Source organism: Streptomyces sp. NPDC031426 (assembly GCF_055581585.1).
The window spans coordinates 75,054-88,589 of record NZ_JBVIJE010000012.1 but is presented as its reverse complement, the minus strand read 5'-3'; the positions used below and the strand labels follow the sequence as shown (position 1 = coordinate 88,589).

Here is a 13,536-nt window from a genome sequence, read left to right as displayed (position 1 = left end):
GATGAATCGAATGGCACTGGGCCTCGCTGTAGGGGCCGGATACCTCCTGGGACGGACGAAGAAACTCAAGATGGCCCTCGCGGTCGGATCCCTGGTCGCCGGGAAGAAAATGAGCCTCAGTCCGAAGATGATCGCGGACGTGGTGAGCCAGCAGCTGAAGAACAACCCGCAGTTCAAGGAGATCGGGGACCAGCTGCGCCAGGATCTGCGAGGTGTCGGCAAGGCCGCCTCCGGGGCCATGGTCGAGCGGCAGATGAACGCGCTCGCCGACCGACTGCACGGCCGAACCTCCCAGGTGCGCGACGCAGTGGCCGGAGCGGTTCCCGGCACCGGTTCCGACGAGTCCGGCGACGAGGAGCCGCGGGACGAGGCCGACGGCGACGAGGACTCCCGCGAGGAGAGGCCGCGCCGCGGGGACGGGGAGGACGCGGGCCGGACGGGCGAGGCGCCACGCAAGAAGGCGGCCAGGAAGTCCCCCGCAAGGAAGGCGGCGGATTCGGGTCCCGCCAGGAAGGCCCCGGGCAAGAAGACGGCGGCCAAGAAGACGACTGCGGCCCGCAAGACGGCCGCGAAGAAGACGGCCGCCGTCGGCGGCGCCGCCCGCGGTGCCTCCTCCCGGCAGTCGAAGGGCGGCGATGACCGATGACCGAGGCCCTCGGATCCGCCACGTCCGCGGCCGGCAAGGCCACGGGTGCGGCAAAGGACAATCCGCTGACCAACCTCGCCCACAGCGAGGCCGCCGACCGGCTGAAGGCCGAGGCCCAGGAGTACCTGGCCGCACAGGCCACGAAGATGCTCACCGGCCTCGGCCGCAAGCTGGGCGACACCACGGTCAAGCTCAACGACATAGCCGAAGGCAACAGCCCTGGCTTCGCCAAGCTCGCGCTCGACGGCGGCCGCAAGCTCGCCGAGGGCAAGGGTCCGCTGCGCTCCGCGCTGGAGCTGGGCGGCTCCCGCGTCAAGGAGAAGGTGATGAACGCGGTGAGAGGCCTCGGGGGCAGCAAGGGCAAGAAGGGCGGCGCGGGCCACAAGCCCACCGTCATCATGGAGTCCATCGATGTCGGCGTACCGCTGCGCACCGCCTACGACCAGTGGACGCAGTACAAGGACTTCAGCAGCTTCGCCAAGGGCGTCAAGAGCGCGAGCCGCGCCGACGACACCCATTCCGACTGGCAGGCGAAGATATTCTGGTCCAGCCGCAGCTGGAAGGCGCAGACCACCGAACAGATACCCGACTACCGCATCCAGTGGACGTCGGAGGGTGCCAAGGGCACCACCAAGGGCGTGGTCTCGTTCCACCGGCTGGAGGAGAACCTCACCCGCGTCCTGCTGGTCATCGAGTACTACCCGACCGGCCTGTTCGAGAAGACCGGCAACATCTGGCGCGCCCAGGGCCGCCGGGTCAGGCTGGACCTGAAGCACTTCGCCCGCTTCATCACCCTCAAGGGCGAGGCGGAGGACAGCTGGCGCGGTGAGATCCGCGACGGCGAGGTGGTGAAGAGCCACGAGGACGCCGTGGCCGAGGAGGAGCAGGAGCAAGAGGCCGAGGAGCCGCAGGAGGGCGAGGAAGAGGAGGAAGAAGAGGGCGAGCCCGAGGAGTACGAGGCCGAGGACGAGGAGCCCCCCGAGGACGACGAAGCTGAGGAGGGTGAGGAGCCCGAGGGCGAGTACGAGGAGGGTGAGGAGCCCGAGGAGGAGTACGAGGAGGACGAGGAGCCCGAAGGCGAGTACGAGGAGGAAGAGGAACCCGAGTACGCCGGAGGCGGGAGCCGTCGATGACGACGCCCGCCCGCTTCGGCGACTCCGGCAGCCGGTTCCCCGAGCCGTACGGCCAGGGCGGAGGAGCCAACCTCGCCGACATCCTGGAGCGCGTGCTCGACAAGGGCATCGTGATCGCGGGTGACATCCGGATCAACCTGCTCGACATCGAACTGCTCACCGTCAAGCTGCGCCTCATCGTCGCATCGGTGGACAAGGCCAAGGAGATGGGCATCGACTGGTGGGAGACCGACCCGGCGCTCTCCTCCCGGGCCCGCCGCGACCAGCTGACCCGTGAGAACGTCGAGCTGAGAGAACGGCTGGCCCGCCTGGAGGAGCTGGAGCCGGGCCGCGCGCCGAAGGAGGCACCATGACCGGACTGCGCTACGTCTACGCCGTCTGCCGCCCCTTCGGGACGCCCCTGCAGTCCCAGCTCACGGGCGTCGGGGGCGCCCCTCCGGCGCTGCTGCGCCACCACGGCCTGATCGCGGTCGTCAGCCAGGTCCCGGCGGCCGACTTCTGCGAGGAGGCACTGAAGGCCCATCTGGAGGACCTGGACTGGCTGGCGGCGACCGCTCGCGCGCACCAGGGCGTGATCGACGCGCTCACCACTGTCACGACCCCGCTGCCACTCCGGCTCGCGACCGTCTTCCGGGACGACAGCGCGGTGCGCACCATGATCGAGACGCGCGAGGACGACTTCCGGGGCATCCTGGACCGGCTGGAGGGCCGGGTGGAGTGGGGCGTGAAGCTGTATCTGGAGCCCAGGCCCGAGCCCGAGCCCGCCGTGCCGGCCCCCGTCGGCGCGAGGCCGGCGAGCGGCCGGGACTATCTGCGCCGGCGGCGCCAGAGCACCCACGCCCAGGAGGAGCAGTGGCAGCACGCGGAGGCGTTCGCCCGGTCGCTGCACGAGCGGCTTTCCCGGCACGCCGAGGATTCCCGGCTGCACGCCCCACAGAATCCCGCGCTTTCCACGGGGCCCGGCCGTAATGTCCTCAACGCGGCCTATCTGGTGCCCCGCGCGCATTCCGAGGAATTCGTGGAACTGGTGGACCGTACGAAGGACGAAGCGCCAGGAATCCGGGTAGAACTCACCGGCCCGTGGGCCGCTTATTCGTTCACGGGGGAGGCATTGTCGTGACCGTCGTCGAACGGCGTGAGATCGCTCTCGTCGACCTGCTCGACCGACTGCTGGCCGGGGGAGTCGTCATCACCGGCGACATCACCCTGCGGATCGCTGACGTCGACCTGGTCCGCATCGACCTGAACGCGCTGATCAGCTCGGTGAACGAGTCCGTCCCCTCCCCCTTCGAGGAGCTCCTGTGACGCCGCGCAAGGGGCTAGACCTGGAACCCGACACGGTCGAGCGCGACCTGGTGAAACTGGTGCTCACCGTAGTGGAACTGCTGCGCCAGCTCATGGAACGGCAGGCCGTGCGCCGCTTCGACACCGGTGAGCTGACCGACGAGCAGGAAGAACGGATCGGGCTCACCCTGATGCACCTGGAGGACCGCATGGCCGAGCTGCGCGAGCGCTACGGACTACGGCCCGAGGACCTCAATCTGGACCTCGGGCCGCTCGGACCGCTGCTCCCCCGGGATTAGCTCACCACCGGTACCAGCGCCCCCTGCCGCCGGCGGCAGTCGTGCTGCGCACCAGAAAGCCCAGCAGCCAGATGACCAGAACTGCCAGGGCAATCCACCAGAGAACTTTCACCGCGAATCCGGCGCCGAACAGTATCAGTGCCAGAAGTAGTACCAGCAGGATGGGAACCATAATGAGAAACCTCCTGTGATTCGGGTTTCCCGAAATCGGCGGATCAGGCTTCTTTACGGCACAGAATTTCCCCGTGCAGGACCGCGAACCAGCCGCCGTCCCGCCGGCCCCATTCCCGCCAGGCCTCGGACACCGCCCGCAGCTGGTCCTCCGTCGCGTGGCCGCCCTGCGTGGCCCGTTCCGCGTAGGCGGAGGCCAGGGTGCGGTCCGCCCACAGGCCGCACCACCAGGCCCGCTCCTCGGGTGTGGCGAAGGTCCAGGTGCTGGACGTGGCGGTGATGTCGGTCAGCCCGGCGGCCAGCGCCCACGTCTTCAGCCGGCGACCGGCGTCGGGCTCCCCGCCGTTGGCGCGGGCCACCCGCTCGTACAGGTCCAGCCAGTCCTCCAGGCCGGGCACCGCCGGGTACCAGGTCATCGCCGCGTAGTCCGCGTCGCGTACGGCGATGAACCCGCCCGGCCTCGTCACGCGCCGCATCTCGCGCAGTGCCTGCACCGGGTCGCCGACGTGCTGCAGCACCTGGTGGGCGTGGACCACGCAGAAGGTGTCGTCCGGGTAGTCCAGGGCGTGGACGTCGGCGACCGCGAAGTCCACGTTGGTCAGGCCGCGCCCGGCGGCGGTGGCCCGGGCCTGCTCCAGGATGCCCGGTGCGTGGTCGACGCCGGTGACCTGGCCGTCGGGGACCCGTTCCGCCAGGTCGGCGGTGATGGTGCCCGGCCCGCAGCCGATGTCCAGGATCTTCATGTGGGGCTTCAGCGAACCGAGCAGATAGGCCGCGGAGTTCTCGGCGGTCCGCCAGGTGTGCGACCGCAGCACCGACTCGTGGTGCCCGTGCGTGTAGACGGCGGTCTCCTGCGCTTTCGGCATGGCTGTTCCCCTTCACCCTCGTCACCGCTGGTACGCGTCACGATACGCGCGCATGCCGAATGATGAGACTGGCGTTTCATATATTGGATACCTGGGATCCGGGCATGCCGTCCTGACCACTCGTCAAGGAGCTGCGGTCAGCGGGCGGTAGACAGTCAGGGCCTCCGGCAGCTTCTCCAGGGTCACCTCGCCCGACACGGCTGTCACCTCGCCGTCGTACGCCATCGGGGTGCCCGGCGTGACACCGGTCAGCCGGAGCCGGTTCACCTGCACCGCCGAGTGGGCGGGGGAGCGGGTGAGGGGGCCCGCGGCGGCAGCGGCCAGCAGGCGCAGGGCGGGCCGGCGGCTGCCGTGCACCACCCGCACGTCCAGCAGCCCGTCGGCGAGATCGGTACGGCGGCCGGGCGCGAGCCCCATGCGGTGGTAGACGCCGTTGCCGACGAACAGCAGCCACAGCGGCCGCCGTTCACCGCCCAGCTCCACCTCCAGCGGATGCCGGTCCGCGCGCAACACCCGCAGCGCGCCCAGCAGCCCGGCCGGCCACCCGCCGATCCGGGGCGCCCAGCGGTCCCGCACGCGCACCAGCTCCGGGTAGACACCCAGGCTCAGCGTGTTCAGGAACAGGCCCTCGCGCTCGCCGGCGACATAGCGGACCGCGTCCACCCGCACCGCCTCGCCGTGCCGGACCGCACGGGCCAGGTCGCGCTCGTCCTCCACGCCAAGGTCGAGGGCGAAGTGGTTGAGGGTGCCTCCCGGCAGCACCGCGAGCGGCAGCCCGTGGCCGAGCGCGATCCTCGCGGCCGCGTTCACGGTGCCGTCGCCGCCGCACACGCCGAGCGCCCGGGCACGGGCCGCCGCCTTCTCCAGTTCGTCGCCGATCTCCGCCGGCGCGCACTCGACGATCTCCGCCCGCGGCAGCGCGGCGTGCAGCGCACGGACCCGGTCGGCCGTCCCCGAGCCCCGGTTGGCGACCACCACCAGACCCTCGCCCTCCGGCAGCGCCGGCGCCTGCGCGCGCGGCCGGGGCCGCCGCCGCATCTGGGCGCGGGTCGGCATCAGCCGCCGTACCAGGAAGGCCGCACCCGCGCCGAGGGCCGCCCCGGCCAGCACATCGCTCGGGAAGTGCACGCCCGTGTACACCCGGGAGGCCGCCACCGAGAACGCCAGCGGCGCCAGCGCCGCGCCCCAGGCCGGGGACTCCAGCGCGACTCCGGTCGCGAACGCGGCGGCCGACGCGGAGTGTCCGGACGGGAACGACGTGGTGATCGGCTGCCGCTTGAGCTGCCGCACCAGCGGCACCGGGTCCAGTACCGGGCGGGCCCGGCGCACCGAGCGCTTGCCGATCGTGTTGATGGTCAGGGAGGCCACGCTGAGGGAGGCCAGGCCCCGGGCGGCCGCCCGGCGGGCCCTCGGGGTGCGGCTCGCGGCCATCGCGGCGGCCGTCGCGAACCACAGCACCCCGTGGTTCGCGCTGTGGCTGAGGCGGGGCAGCACCCGCTCGGCGCCGGGCCAGTGCCAGGCGGCCGCCGCCTCGAACAGCCGGCCGTCGAGATCCAGCAGCCGGCACAGCATGCTCCGGGCGGCCGAGCGGGCGGCCGGGTCCAGGTCGGTCAGGTCCAGGTCTGGGCTCATGGGGTCCGGTTACCCTGAAGTGCCCGTTTCTTGTGCCGGTCCGCGCCGGGCGCCGGCTCGCGCGTAAGGAGTCCCCCGGATGCGCCTGCTCCTCGTCCGTCACGGTGAGACCCCGTCCAACATGGACCACCTGCTGGACACCGCCGTGCCCGGACCGGGGCTGACGCCGCTCGGCGAGGCGCAGGCCGCCGCACTGCCCGAGGCCCTCGCCGACGAGGACATCGAGGCCGTCTACGCCTCCACACTGCTGCGCAGTCGGCTCACCGCGGCCCCGCTGGCCGCCGCCCGGGGCCTTCAGGTGATCGTCCGCGACGGCATCCGCGAGGTGTCCGCCGGCGACCTGGAGATGCTGCCCGGCGAGTCCGCCGAGGGCCGGGAGTACATGCGCACGATCTTCGCCTGGGCGGCCGGCGACACCGCGCCGCGCATCCCCGGCGGGGAGAGCGGCGAGGAGGCCCTGGCCCGGTACGACGCCGTGGTGGCCGAGGCCGCCGCGAGCGGTGCCGGCACGGTCGCCCTGGTCAGCCACGGCGCCGCGATCCGCCTGTGGACCTCCGCCCGCGCCCACAACGTCGACGTCCCGTTCGCCGCCGCCCGCCCCCTGGGCAACACCGGCGTGGTCGTCCTGGAGGGCTCCCCGTCCGACGGCTGGAAGGCGCTGTCCTGGGAGGGCGCCACGGTGGAGCCGGCGGGAGAGGCGGGCCCGGCGGGGGAGCCGGTGGACACGGCGGGGTAGTGCCCGGATAAGCGTTTGCCGCCGCCGTGGGCCGCCCCGGAGAATGCCTGCCCATGGGACATCTGGAAGCCGCGCACCTCGAGTACCACCTCCCCGACGGGAGGACCCTGCTCGGGGACGTGTCCTTCCGGGTCGGCGAGGGCGCCGCCGTCGCCCTGGTCGGCCCGAACGGCGCCGGCAAGACGACTCTCCTCCGGCTGATCTCCGGCGAGCTGAAGCCGCACGCCGGTACCGTCACCGTCAGCGGCGGCCTCGGTGTGATGCGCCAGTTCGTGGGCTCCGTACGGGACGAGACGACCGTACGGGACCTGCTCGTGTCCGTCGCCCCGCCCCGCATCCGGGAAGCGGCCAGGGCGGTCGACGAGGCCGAGCACGCCATCATGACCGTCGACGACGAGGCCGCCCAGCTGGCCTACGCCCAGGCCCTCGCCGACTGGGCCGAGGCGCGCGGCTACGAGGCCGAGACGCTGTGGGACATCTGCACCACCGCGGCCCTCGGCACTCCCTACGAGCGCGCCCAGTGGCGCCAGGTACGCACCCTCTCCGGCGGCGAGCAGAAACGCCTCGTGCTGGAGGCGCTGCTGCGCGGCACCGACGAGGTGCTGCTGCTCGACGAGCCGGACAACTACCTCGACGTGCCCGGCAAACGCTGGCTGGAGGAACAGCTCAAGGAGACCCGCAAGACGGTCCTGTTCGTCTCCCACGACCGTGAACTCCTCGCCCGCGCCGCCGAGAAGATCGTCTCCGTGGAGCCGGGCCCGGCGGGCGCCGACGCCTGGGTGCACGGCGGCGGCTTCGCCACCTACCACGAGGCCCGCCGGGAACGCTTCGCCCGCTTCGAGGAATTGCGCCGCCGCTGGGACGAGAAGCACGCCCAGCTGAAGAAGCTCGTACTGACGCTGCGTCAGGCAGCTGAGAACAGCGCCGACATGGCCTCCCGCTACCGCGCCGCGCAGACCCGGCTGCGCAAGTTCGAGGAGGCCGGCCCGCCGCCGGAGCCGCCGCGCGAGCAGGACATCACCATGCGGCTGAAGGGCGGTCGTACCGGCGTACGGGCCGTCACCTGCAAGCAACTCGAACTGACCGGACTCATGCGCCCGTTCGACCTGGAGGTGTTCTACGGCGAACGGGTCGCCGTCCTCGGCTCCAACGGCTCCGGCAAGTCGCACTTCCTGCGCCTGCTGGCCGGCGAGGACGTCGCGCACGCCGGGGAGTGGAAGCTCGGCGCTCGTGTCGTCCCCGGCCACTTCGCACAGACCCACGCGCACCCCGAACTCCAAGGCCGTACCCTCCTCGACATCCTGTGGAAGGAGCACTCCCAGGACCGCGGCGCCGCGATGTCCCGGCTGCGCCGCTACGAGCTGACCCAGCAGGCCGAACAGTCCTTCGACCGGCTCTCCGGCGGCCAGCAGGCCCGCTTCCAGATCCTGCTGCTGGAGCTGGCGGGCGCGACCGCGCTGCTGCTGGACGAGCCGACCGACAACCTCGACCTGGAGTCGGCCGAGGCCCTGCAGGAGGGCCTGGAAGCCTTCGCGGGCACGGTCCTCGCGGTCACCCACGACCGCTGGTTCGCCCGCTCCTTCGACCGCTACCTGGTCTTCGGCGCCGACGGCCGCGTCCGCGAGACGCCGGCGCCGGTCTGGGACGAGCGCCGGGTGGAGCGCGTCCGCTAGGGGCGCCGGATCAGGCGCGTCCCGCCGTGGGGGCCCGGGTCGTCCTGCGTGTGCCCGCGCCCCTCAAGGGCTTCTCGCCGTCACCTCCAGCGCAGCAGTGCGCCCATGCCGCCCGGGGCGATCTCCTCCCCGGTCTCCTGGAGCACGGGGGTCAGCGACACCACCGGTGCGGTGGTCACCACGGCCGCCCGTACCAGCGCGTCGTCGGCCCGGGCCGGCCACGCCTGCTGCTCGCCGACGGTCCGCAGCTGGACGCGGCGGGCCGCCAGCTGGTCCGGGTCCTCGCCGATCCACACCTCGCGGCGGGTGTCGGGCGCGTCCGGGCGGATCAGCAGCTCGGCGAGCCGGTGCTCGCGCGCCGCCTCGATCAGCTGCGGCACCCCCTCGACGGCCGCCGACCGCCGCTCCTCGTCCGGCGAACGCGCCGCACAGAACCGGTCCACCTCCGCCAGCATGCGCTGCCGTACGTGCTCGGCGCGTATCTCCTCCACTTCCTGCGGCAGCAGCTCGCTGTCCTTGCCGCGCGACGTCTCCACCGCACGGCCCCGCAGTGCCTTCGGCAGCTGCTCGTGCACCGACCTGCGCCCCCGGTCGTCCCCGCACAGGATCAGCAGGTCGGCGCCGGTCTCCTCCTGGCACGCGGCCAGCGCCTCGGCGACTTCACGCGCGTTGTGTTCCCAGGTGTCCTCCACCTTCAGCTGGAAGTGCCGCTCGGACCAGTCGGACGCCTTCGACCGGTGCATCGGCCACTGCCGGCTGCCCGTCACCTGCCCGGCCTCCTCGTGCAGCAGCGCGCTGCGCAGTTCGATTCGGGCTCCGGTCCGGTCGATGTAGGCCACCAGCGACAGCGGGTCCTCACCGGCGAGGTCGAGCAGCGGTGTCACCCGCGGCAGCGCACCCCAGTACGCCTCGCCGTCCTGGGACCTCGCGTCAGCGGCACCTCCAGGACCACCTCGCCGTCCCGGGCGAACACGGCCCGGCCGTACGGCTCCGGCGCGTGCCGCAGAGCCTCCAGGGCGTCGTGCACGGCCCGGCAGGTGGGCTCGTCCGCCCCCTGCCGGGCCAGCTCCCGGGTGACCGCTTCCGCGATCAGATGACGCCGTTGCTGCTGGTCCTCCGTGTGCAAAGAGGTGTCGATGTATGCGGAGGCCCAGGACCCCGGATGTTCGTACAGTGGATTCAGGAACGCGAGCTCCATGGATTCCTCCCGGAAACTCCGCGGGGGCAGTGCCTGCCGGGCGGGTACCCGGGCCAGGACCCAAGGACACGGATACGACGAGCGGGGCACCACATGACCGGAGTCGAGCCCAGCCGACTGGACGACCAGCAGCTCATGAAGGAGCTGGAGACGATCCACCGCACGCGCCACGACACCCTCCTGTACGGCTCGAACGACGCGCTGCGGACCCACAACGAGCGTATGGCGCAGCTGGAGGGCGAGTATCTGCGCCGCAACCCGCGCCGTCTGATCAGCGCAGGCCGCACCCGTGAGGGCGCCAGGGAACGGCGGTGCGGCGAGGCGGCGACTCCGGAGGCGTCCGGCACCTGAGCGGCCGGACCGGCCCGCTGGGGCCGGCACACGAAGAGGGCCGGCCCCAGCGGGCCGGCCCTCACGGTCGGGCGGCTCAGCCGGCCTCACCGGCGAACACATGCAGGAACGCGTCGCAGAACGCCTTCAGATCATCCGGCTTGCGGCTGGTCACCAGCAGGTTGGAGCCGTGGTCGCAGATCTTCACCTGCTCGTCCACCCAGGTGCCGCCCGCGTTGCGGATGTCCGTCCGCAGACTCGGCCAGGACGTCAGCACCCGGCCCCGTACGACGTCCGCCTCCACCAGCGTCCACGGCGCGTGGCAGATCGCGGCGACCGGGCGGCCCTGCTCGAAGAAGTCCTTCACGAACGCCACGGCCTTGTCGTCCATCCGCAGGAAGTCGGGATTGGCCACCCCGCCGGGCAGGACGAGACCGCCGAACGACCCCGCGGAGGACTCGCCCACCACCTCGTCCACGTCGAACGTGTCGCCCTTGTCGAGATGTTCGAACGCCTGGATCCTCCCCGGCTTCGTGGACACCAGCACCGGCTCGTGCCCGGCGTCGGAGACCGCCTTCCACGGCTCGGTCAGCTCGACCTGCTCCACACCCTGGGGCGCCGCGAGAAACGCGATGCGCATGACTGCTCACTCTCCTTCCGTGTTCTTCTCGCCGGCACCCCTCGCGACATCGGTCGCCCGGCCCCGGCTCACCCGGTCCCGGCTCATGCGCCGCTCGCCAGCGCCTCGGCCAGCTGCTGCACGTTCTCGTAGCGCGCCGAGTGGGGCAGCCCGGCCACCGCGTCGACCAGTGCGGTCGGCGCGTTGTGCCGGCGCAGCATCCGGGCCAGGTCACGGGCGGTCGCCGGGAACGAGCCACGGCTCAGGGTGCGGGCCAGCTCCGACCGCACCCGCTCCAGCGACGCCGGTGAGCCCAGGCCGCCCACGGGCCCGCTCCACACCTCGGGGTCGTCGTCCGCGGCCGGTTCCGGATCGTGCCACTCCTCCACCCGTGTCGGGTGGCCGGACCTCAGCAGACCCTTCAGCTCGTGTTTCATCTCATCGTCCCGGTGGACGTTCAGCCGGTCACTGCCTCGCTGCATGTCAACCTCCACAAGGGGCTAGCCCTTGTCCTTGCCGGGCAGGAACTCCTGCACCTTGGCCTTGAAGCCCTGCTTGACCACCGACCTGCGGTCGGTGTCCCCCTTCAGGATCGACGCCGCTGTCGCCTCCATCTGCTCCCAGGTCGCGTGCGGCGGGATCGGCGGCACGGCGGGATCGGTGAGGAACTCGATCACGCACGGCCCGTCGGCCTCAAGACCCGCCCGCCAGCCCGCCTCCACGTCCTCCGGTTTCTCCACCCGGACGCCGGTCAGACCCAGCGAGCGGGCGAACGCCGCGTACTGCACGTCCGGGATCGACTGCGACGGCAGGAACGACGGGGCGCCCTCCATGGCGCGCATCTCCCAGGTCACCTGGTTCAGGTCCTGGTTGTTCCACACGCCGACCACCAGCCGCGGATCCGACCAGCGGTCCCGGTACTTCGCCGCCGTGATCATCTCCGCCAGGCCGTTCATCTGCATCGCGCCATCGCCGACCAGCGCGAACACCGGCCGGTCCGGATGCGCGAACTTCGCGCCGATCGCGTACGGCACGCCCGGCCCCATCGTGGCCAGCGTCCCGGACAGCGAACCGCGCATGCCCGGCCGCATCGTGATGTGCCGCGCGTACCAGTTGGCCACCGAACCGGAGTCGGAGGTCAGGATCGCGTTCTCCGGCAGCAGCGGATCCAGCGCCCGGGCCACGTACTCGGGATTGATCGGATCGGCCGACAGACCGGCCCGCCGCTCCATCGTCTCGTGCCAGCGCCGCACGTTCGCGCACACCGTGTCGTACCACTCGCGCCCGCCCCGGTCGCTGGTCAGCAGCGGGATCAGCCGGCGCAGCGTCGCCCTCGCGTCACCGACGAGATTCACCTCGTAGGGGAAGCGCATCCCGATCATGTGCGGGTCGATGTCGATCTGCACCCCCCGCGCCTTGCCGAAGTCCGGCATGAACTGCGTGTACGGGAACGACGACCCGATCGTCAGCAGGGTGTCGCAGTCCCGCATCAGCTCGTACGACGGCCGGCTGCCCAGCAGGCCGATCGGCCCGGTCACGTACGGCAGTTCGTCGCTGAGGACGTCCTTGCCGAGCAGCGCCTTGGCGACCCCGGCGCCGAGCAGCTCGGCGATCTCCTGCACCTCCGCGACCGCAGCGGCCGCGCCCTGGCCCACCAGGATCGCCACCTTGTCGCCCGCGTTCAGCACGTCCGCCGCGCGGCGCAGCGCCTCGTCCGTCGGGGTCGCCGTGTAGTCGCTCATGCCCATGCTGGAGGGCACCATCTTGAACTCGTGCGTCGGCGGCGAGTAGTCCAGTTCCTGCACGTCACCAGGGATGATCAGGGCGGTCGGGCAGCGCCGGGCGTGGGCGGTGCGCATGGCCCGGTCCAGCACGTTCGGCAGTTGCTCGGGCACCGTCACCGTCTCCAGGAAGTCCGAGGCGACGTCCTTGAACAGCGTGTGCAGATCGACTTCCTGCTGATAGGAGCCGCCCATCGCGGACCGGTCGGTCTGCCCGACGATCGCCAGCACCGGCACATGGTCGAGCTTGGCGTCGTACAGGCCGTTGAGCAGATGGATGGCGCCCGGTCCCGACGTCGCCGCGCACACCCCGATACGGCCGCTGAACTTCGCGTATCCGACCGCCTCGAACGCGGACATCTCCTCGTGCCGGGACTGGATGAACCGCGGCCGGTCTTCGGCCCGGCCCCATGCGGCGAGCAGCCCGTTGATGCCGTCGCCCGGATAACCGAAGACCTGTTCCACGCCCCAGGCGCGCAGGCGCTCGAGGATGTGGTCGGAGACCTTGGTGCTCATGGAGGGACCTCCCCGGTGGGGTGCGAAGCGGACGATCCGGTCAGCACCTGCCGAGTCACCTGCACCGGGGACGGAAAACCTCCCTGACGGTGCGGACGCGATACCCGCCGGGGTGGCCGCCGCGGCCGGCGGTGCCGAAACCGGGGGCCCGTTCTGTCACCCGGCCGGGCGTGCCCGTCCCGCGAATGGGGTCCGGCCGCGCGCGCCGCGGCGCCGCGCGGGCTGTCATGGCAGCGAGGGCACGCCCGTGCCCCGTACCCGTGACGCCGCGTCCGCCGAGGAGCCCGTCCCATGCGCCGCACCGCTCGTGCCCTGTCCGTCGCCTTCGTCGCCGGGGCCGTGCTCGCCCTGGCCGGACCCGCCGCCTCCGCCGACACGGGCCCGGGCATTCCGTCCCCGCCCCTCGCCATCGCTCCGATGGCCGTCCCGGAACCGTGCGCCGCGCCACAGCAGTGCGGCGACTCCCGCGTCGGCCCCGCCGCCACGTGCCGGCCCGGCGAGCCATGCCAGGACGGTGCGGGGTGCAGGCCGGGGGAGGCGTGCCCGGGCGGTGCGGGTGCGGGGTGCAGGCCGGGGGAGGCGTGCCCGGGCGGTGCGGGTGCGGGGTGCAGGCCGGGGGAGGCGTGCCCGGGCGGTGCGGGTGCGGGGTGCA

General features: G+C 72.0%; 15 protein-coding genes and 1 pseudogene. 9 read left to right on the top strand and 7 right to left on the bottom strand.

Translation table 11 applies throughout. From position 1 onward, the window contains the following. The first annotated feature begins 1 nt into the window (after position 1). The 6 genes from ACZ5NH_RS25365 to ACZ5NH_RS25340 are packed head-to-tail and all read left to right on the top strand — an operon-like array spanning position 2 to position 3,362. Complete coding sequence (locus ACZ5NH_RS25365; RefSeq protein ID WP_468778292.1) at positions 2 to 646, top strand: DNA primase; 645 nt, start codon at positions 2 to 4, stop codon at positions 644 to 646. Continuing rightward, positions 643 to 1,779, top strand: a complete 1,137-nt coding sequence (locus tag ACZ5NH_RS25360) for an SRPBCC family protein (protein WP_468778290.1) — start codon at positions 643 to 645, stop codon at positions 1,777 to 1,779. The genes ACZ5NH_RS25365 and ACZ5NH_RS25360 overlap by 4 nt, the downstream gene beginning before the upstream one ends. Further along, positions 1,776 to 2,132 (top strand): gas vesicle protein, encoded by a 357-nt coding sequence (locus tag ACZ5NH_RS25355; protein WP_468778289.1) that lies wholly within the window; start codon positions 1,776 to 1,778, stop codon positions 2,130 to 2,132. The genes ACZ5NH_RS25360 and ACZ5NH_RS25355 overlap by 4 nt, the downstream gene beginning before the upstream one ends. Then, entirely contained in the window at positions 2,129 to 2,899 is a 771-nt protein-coding gene (locus ACZ5NH_RS25350; RefSeq protein WP_468778287.1) for a GvpL/GvpF family gas vesicle protein, read from the top strand. The genes ACZ5NH_RS25355 and ACZ5NH_RS25350 overlap by 4 nt, the downstream gene beginning before the upstream one ends. Beyond that, on the top strand, positions 2,896 to 3,084 hold the full coding sequence (locus ACZ5NH_RS25345; RefSeq protein WP_468778285.1) for a gas vesicle protein: 189 nt from the start codon (positions 2,896 to 2,898) through the stop codon (positions 3,082 to 3,084). Before ACZ5NH_RS25350 ends, ACZ5NH_RS25345 begins: the two co-directional genes overlap by 4 nt. Then, entirely contained in the window at positions 3,081 to 3,362 is a 282-nt protein-coding gene (locus tag ACZ5NH_RS25340; RefSeq protein ID WP_468778284.1) for a gas vesicle protein K, read from the top strand. The genes ACZ5NH_RS25345 and ACZ5NH_RS25340 overlap by 4 nt, the downstream gene beginning before the upstream one ends. 1 nt (position 3,363) lies before the next feature. On the opposite strand, the gene ACZ5NH_RS25335 is transcribed toward ACZ5NH_RS25340, so the two are convergent. From ACZ5NH_RS25335 to ACZ5NH_RS25325, 3 genes are all read right to left on the bottom strand, one after another. Then, positions 3,364 to 3,534 carry a hydrophobic protein gene (locus ACZ5NH_RS25335; protein WP_468778282.1) on the bottom strand — a complete coding sequence of 57 codons (171 nt, stop codon included), beginning with the start codon at positions 3,532 to 3,534 and terminating at the stop codon, positions 3,364 to 3,366. A 43-nt stretch (positions 3,535 to 3,577) separates the two neighbouring features. Continuing rightward, complete coding sequence (locus tag ACZ5NH_RS25330; protein WP_468778280.1) at positions 3,578 to 4,399, bottom strand: class I SAM-dependent methyltransferase; 822 nt, start codon at positions 4,397 to 4,399, stop codon at positions 3,578 to 3,580. 123 nt (positions 4,400 to 4,522) lie between these two features. Next, a complete protein-coding gene (locus ACZ5NH_RS25325; protein WP_468778278.1) occupies positions 4,523 to 6,031 on the bottom strand; it encodes a phosphatase PAP2 family protein in 1,509 nt (502 codons plus the stop codon). 79 nt (positions 6,032 to 6,110) lie between these two features. Between ACZ5NH_RS25325 and ACZ5NH_RS25320 the strand changes: the two genes are divergently transcribed. Beyond that, the gene (locus ACZ5NH_RS25320) at positions 6,111 to 6,767 is read left to right on the top strand and encodes a histidine phosphatase family protein (RefSeq protein WP_468778277.1); all 657 of its coding nucleotides are present in this window, start codon (positions 6,111 to 6,113) and stop codon (positions 6,765 to 6,767) included. A gap of 53 nt (positions 6,768 to 6,820) precedes the next feature. Then, on the top strand, positions 6,821 to 8,440 hold the full coding sequence (locus ACZ5NH_RS25315) for an ABC-F family ATP-binding cassette domain-containing protein (RefSeq protein WP_388633811.1): 1,620 nt from the start codon (positions 6,821 to 6,823) through the stop codon (positions 8,438 to 8,440). An 80-nt stretch (positions 8,441 to 8,520) separates the two neighbouring features. Here ACZ5NH_RS25315 and ACZ5NH_RS25310 read toward each other — a convergent pair. Continuing rightward, positions 8,521 to 9,638, bottom strand: a pseudogene (locus tag ACZ5NH_RS25310) (baeRF2 domain-containing protein). A gap of 93 nt (positions 9,639 to 9,731) precedes the next feature. Here ACZ5NH_RS25310 and ACZ5NH_RS25305 point away from each other — a divergent pair. Beyond that, positions 9,732 to 9,989, top strand: coding sequence for a DUF6158 family protein (locus ACZ5NH_RS25305; RefSeq protein WP_450984331.1), 258 nt, complete (start codon positions 9,732 to 9,734; stop codon positions 9,987 to 9,989). Between the two features lie 76 nt (positions 9,990 to 10,065). On the opposite strand, the gene ACZ5NH_RS25300 is transcribed toward ACZ5NH_RS25305, so the two are convergent. The 3 genes from ACZ5NH_RS25300 to ACZ5NH_RS25290 all read right to left on the bottom strand — a co-directional run bounded on the left by ACZ5NH_RS25300 (position 10,066) and on the right by ACZ5NH_RS25290 (position 12,884). Next, the gene (locus ACZ5NH_RS25300; RefSeq protein ID WP_468778275.1) at positions 10,066 to 10,608 is read right to left on the bottom strand and encodes a type 1 glutamine amidotransferase domain-containing protein; all 543 of its coding nucleotides are present in this window, start codon (positions 10,606 to 10,608) and stop codon (positions 10,066 to 10,068) included. A gap of 83 nt (positions 10,609 to 10,691) precedes the next feature. Next, positions 10,692 to 11,069 (bottom strand): DUF2795 domain-containing protein, encoded by a 378-nt coding sequence (locus tag ACZ5NH_RS25295; RefSeq protein WP_388633819.1) that lies wholly within the window; start codon positions 11,067 to 11,069, stop codon positions 10,692 to 10,694. Positions 11,070 to 11,087: 18 nt separating this feature from the next. Next, positions 11,088 to 12,884: a thiamine pyrophosphate-requiring protein gene (locus ACZ5NH_RS25290; protein WP_468778273.1), complete on the bottom strand. Its 1,797-nt coding sequence runs from the start codon at positions 12,882 to 12,884 to the stop codon at positions 11,088 to 11,090. Positions 12,885 to 13,536: the final 652 nt, after the last annotated feature.

Coding starts and splice junctions, on each gene's coding strand:
- ACZ5NH_RS25350 (WP_468778287.1), top strand. CDS start 2,129: ATGACCGGACTGCGCTACGTCTACGCCGTCTGCCGCCCCTTCGGGACG.
- ACZ5NH_RS25330 (WP_468778280.1), bottom strand. CDS start 4,399: ATGCCGAAAGCGCAGGAGACCGCCGTCTACACGCACGGGCACCACGAG.
- ACZ5NH_RS25335 (WP_468778282.1), bottom strand. CDS start 3,534: ATGGTTCCCATCCTGCTGGTACTACTTCTGGCACTGATACTGTTCGGC.
- ACZ5NH_RS25355 (WP_468778289.1), top strand. CDS start 1,776: ATGACGACGCCCGCCCGCTTCGGCGACTCCGGCAGCCGGTTCCCCGAG.
- ACZ5NH_RS25325 (WP_468778278.1), bottom strand. CDS start 6,031: ATGAGCCCAGACCTGGACCTGACCGACCTGGACCCGGCCGCCCGCTCG.
- ACZ5NH_RS25305 (WP_450984331.1), top strand. CDS start 9,732: ATGACCGGAGTCGAGCCCAGCCGACTGGACGACCAGCAGCTCATGAAG.
- ACZ5NH_RS25300 (WP_468778275.1), bottom strand. CDS start 10,608: ATGCGCATCGCGTTTCTCGCGGCGCCCCAGGGTGTGGAGCAGGTCGAG.
- ACZ5NH_RS25315 (WP_388633811.1), top strand. CDS start 6,821: ATGGGACATCTGGAAGCCGCGCACCTCGAGTACCACCTCCCCGACGGG.
- ACZ5NH_RS25295 (WP_388633819.1), bottom strand. CDS start 11,069: ATGCAGCGAGGCAGTGACCGGCTGAACGTCCACCGGGACGATGAGATG.
- ACZ5NH_RS25290 (WP_468778273.1), bottom strand. CDS start 12,884: ATGAGCACCAAGGTCTCCGACCACATCCTCGAGCGCCTGCGCGCCTGG.
- ACZ5NH_RS25320 (WP_468778277.1), top strand. CDS start 6,111: ATGCGCCTGCTCCTCGTCCGTCACGGTGAGACCCCGTCCAACATGGAC.
- ACZ5NH_RS25365 (WP_468778292.1), top strand. CDS start 2: ATGAATCGAATGGCACTGGGCCTCGCTGTAGGGGCCGGATACCTCCTG.
- ACZ5NH_RS25360 (WP_468778290.1), top strand. CDS start 643: ATGACCGAGGCCCTCGGATCCGCCACGTCCGCGGCCGGCAAGGCCACG.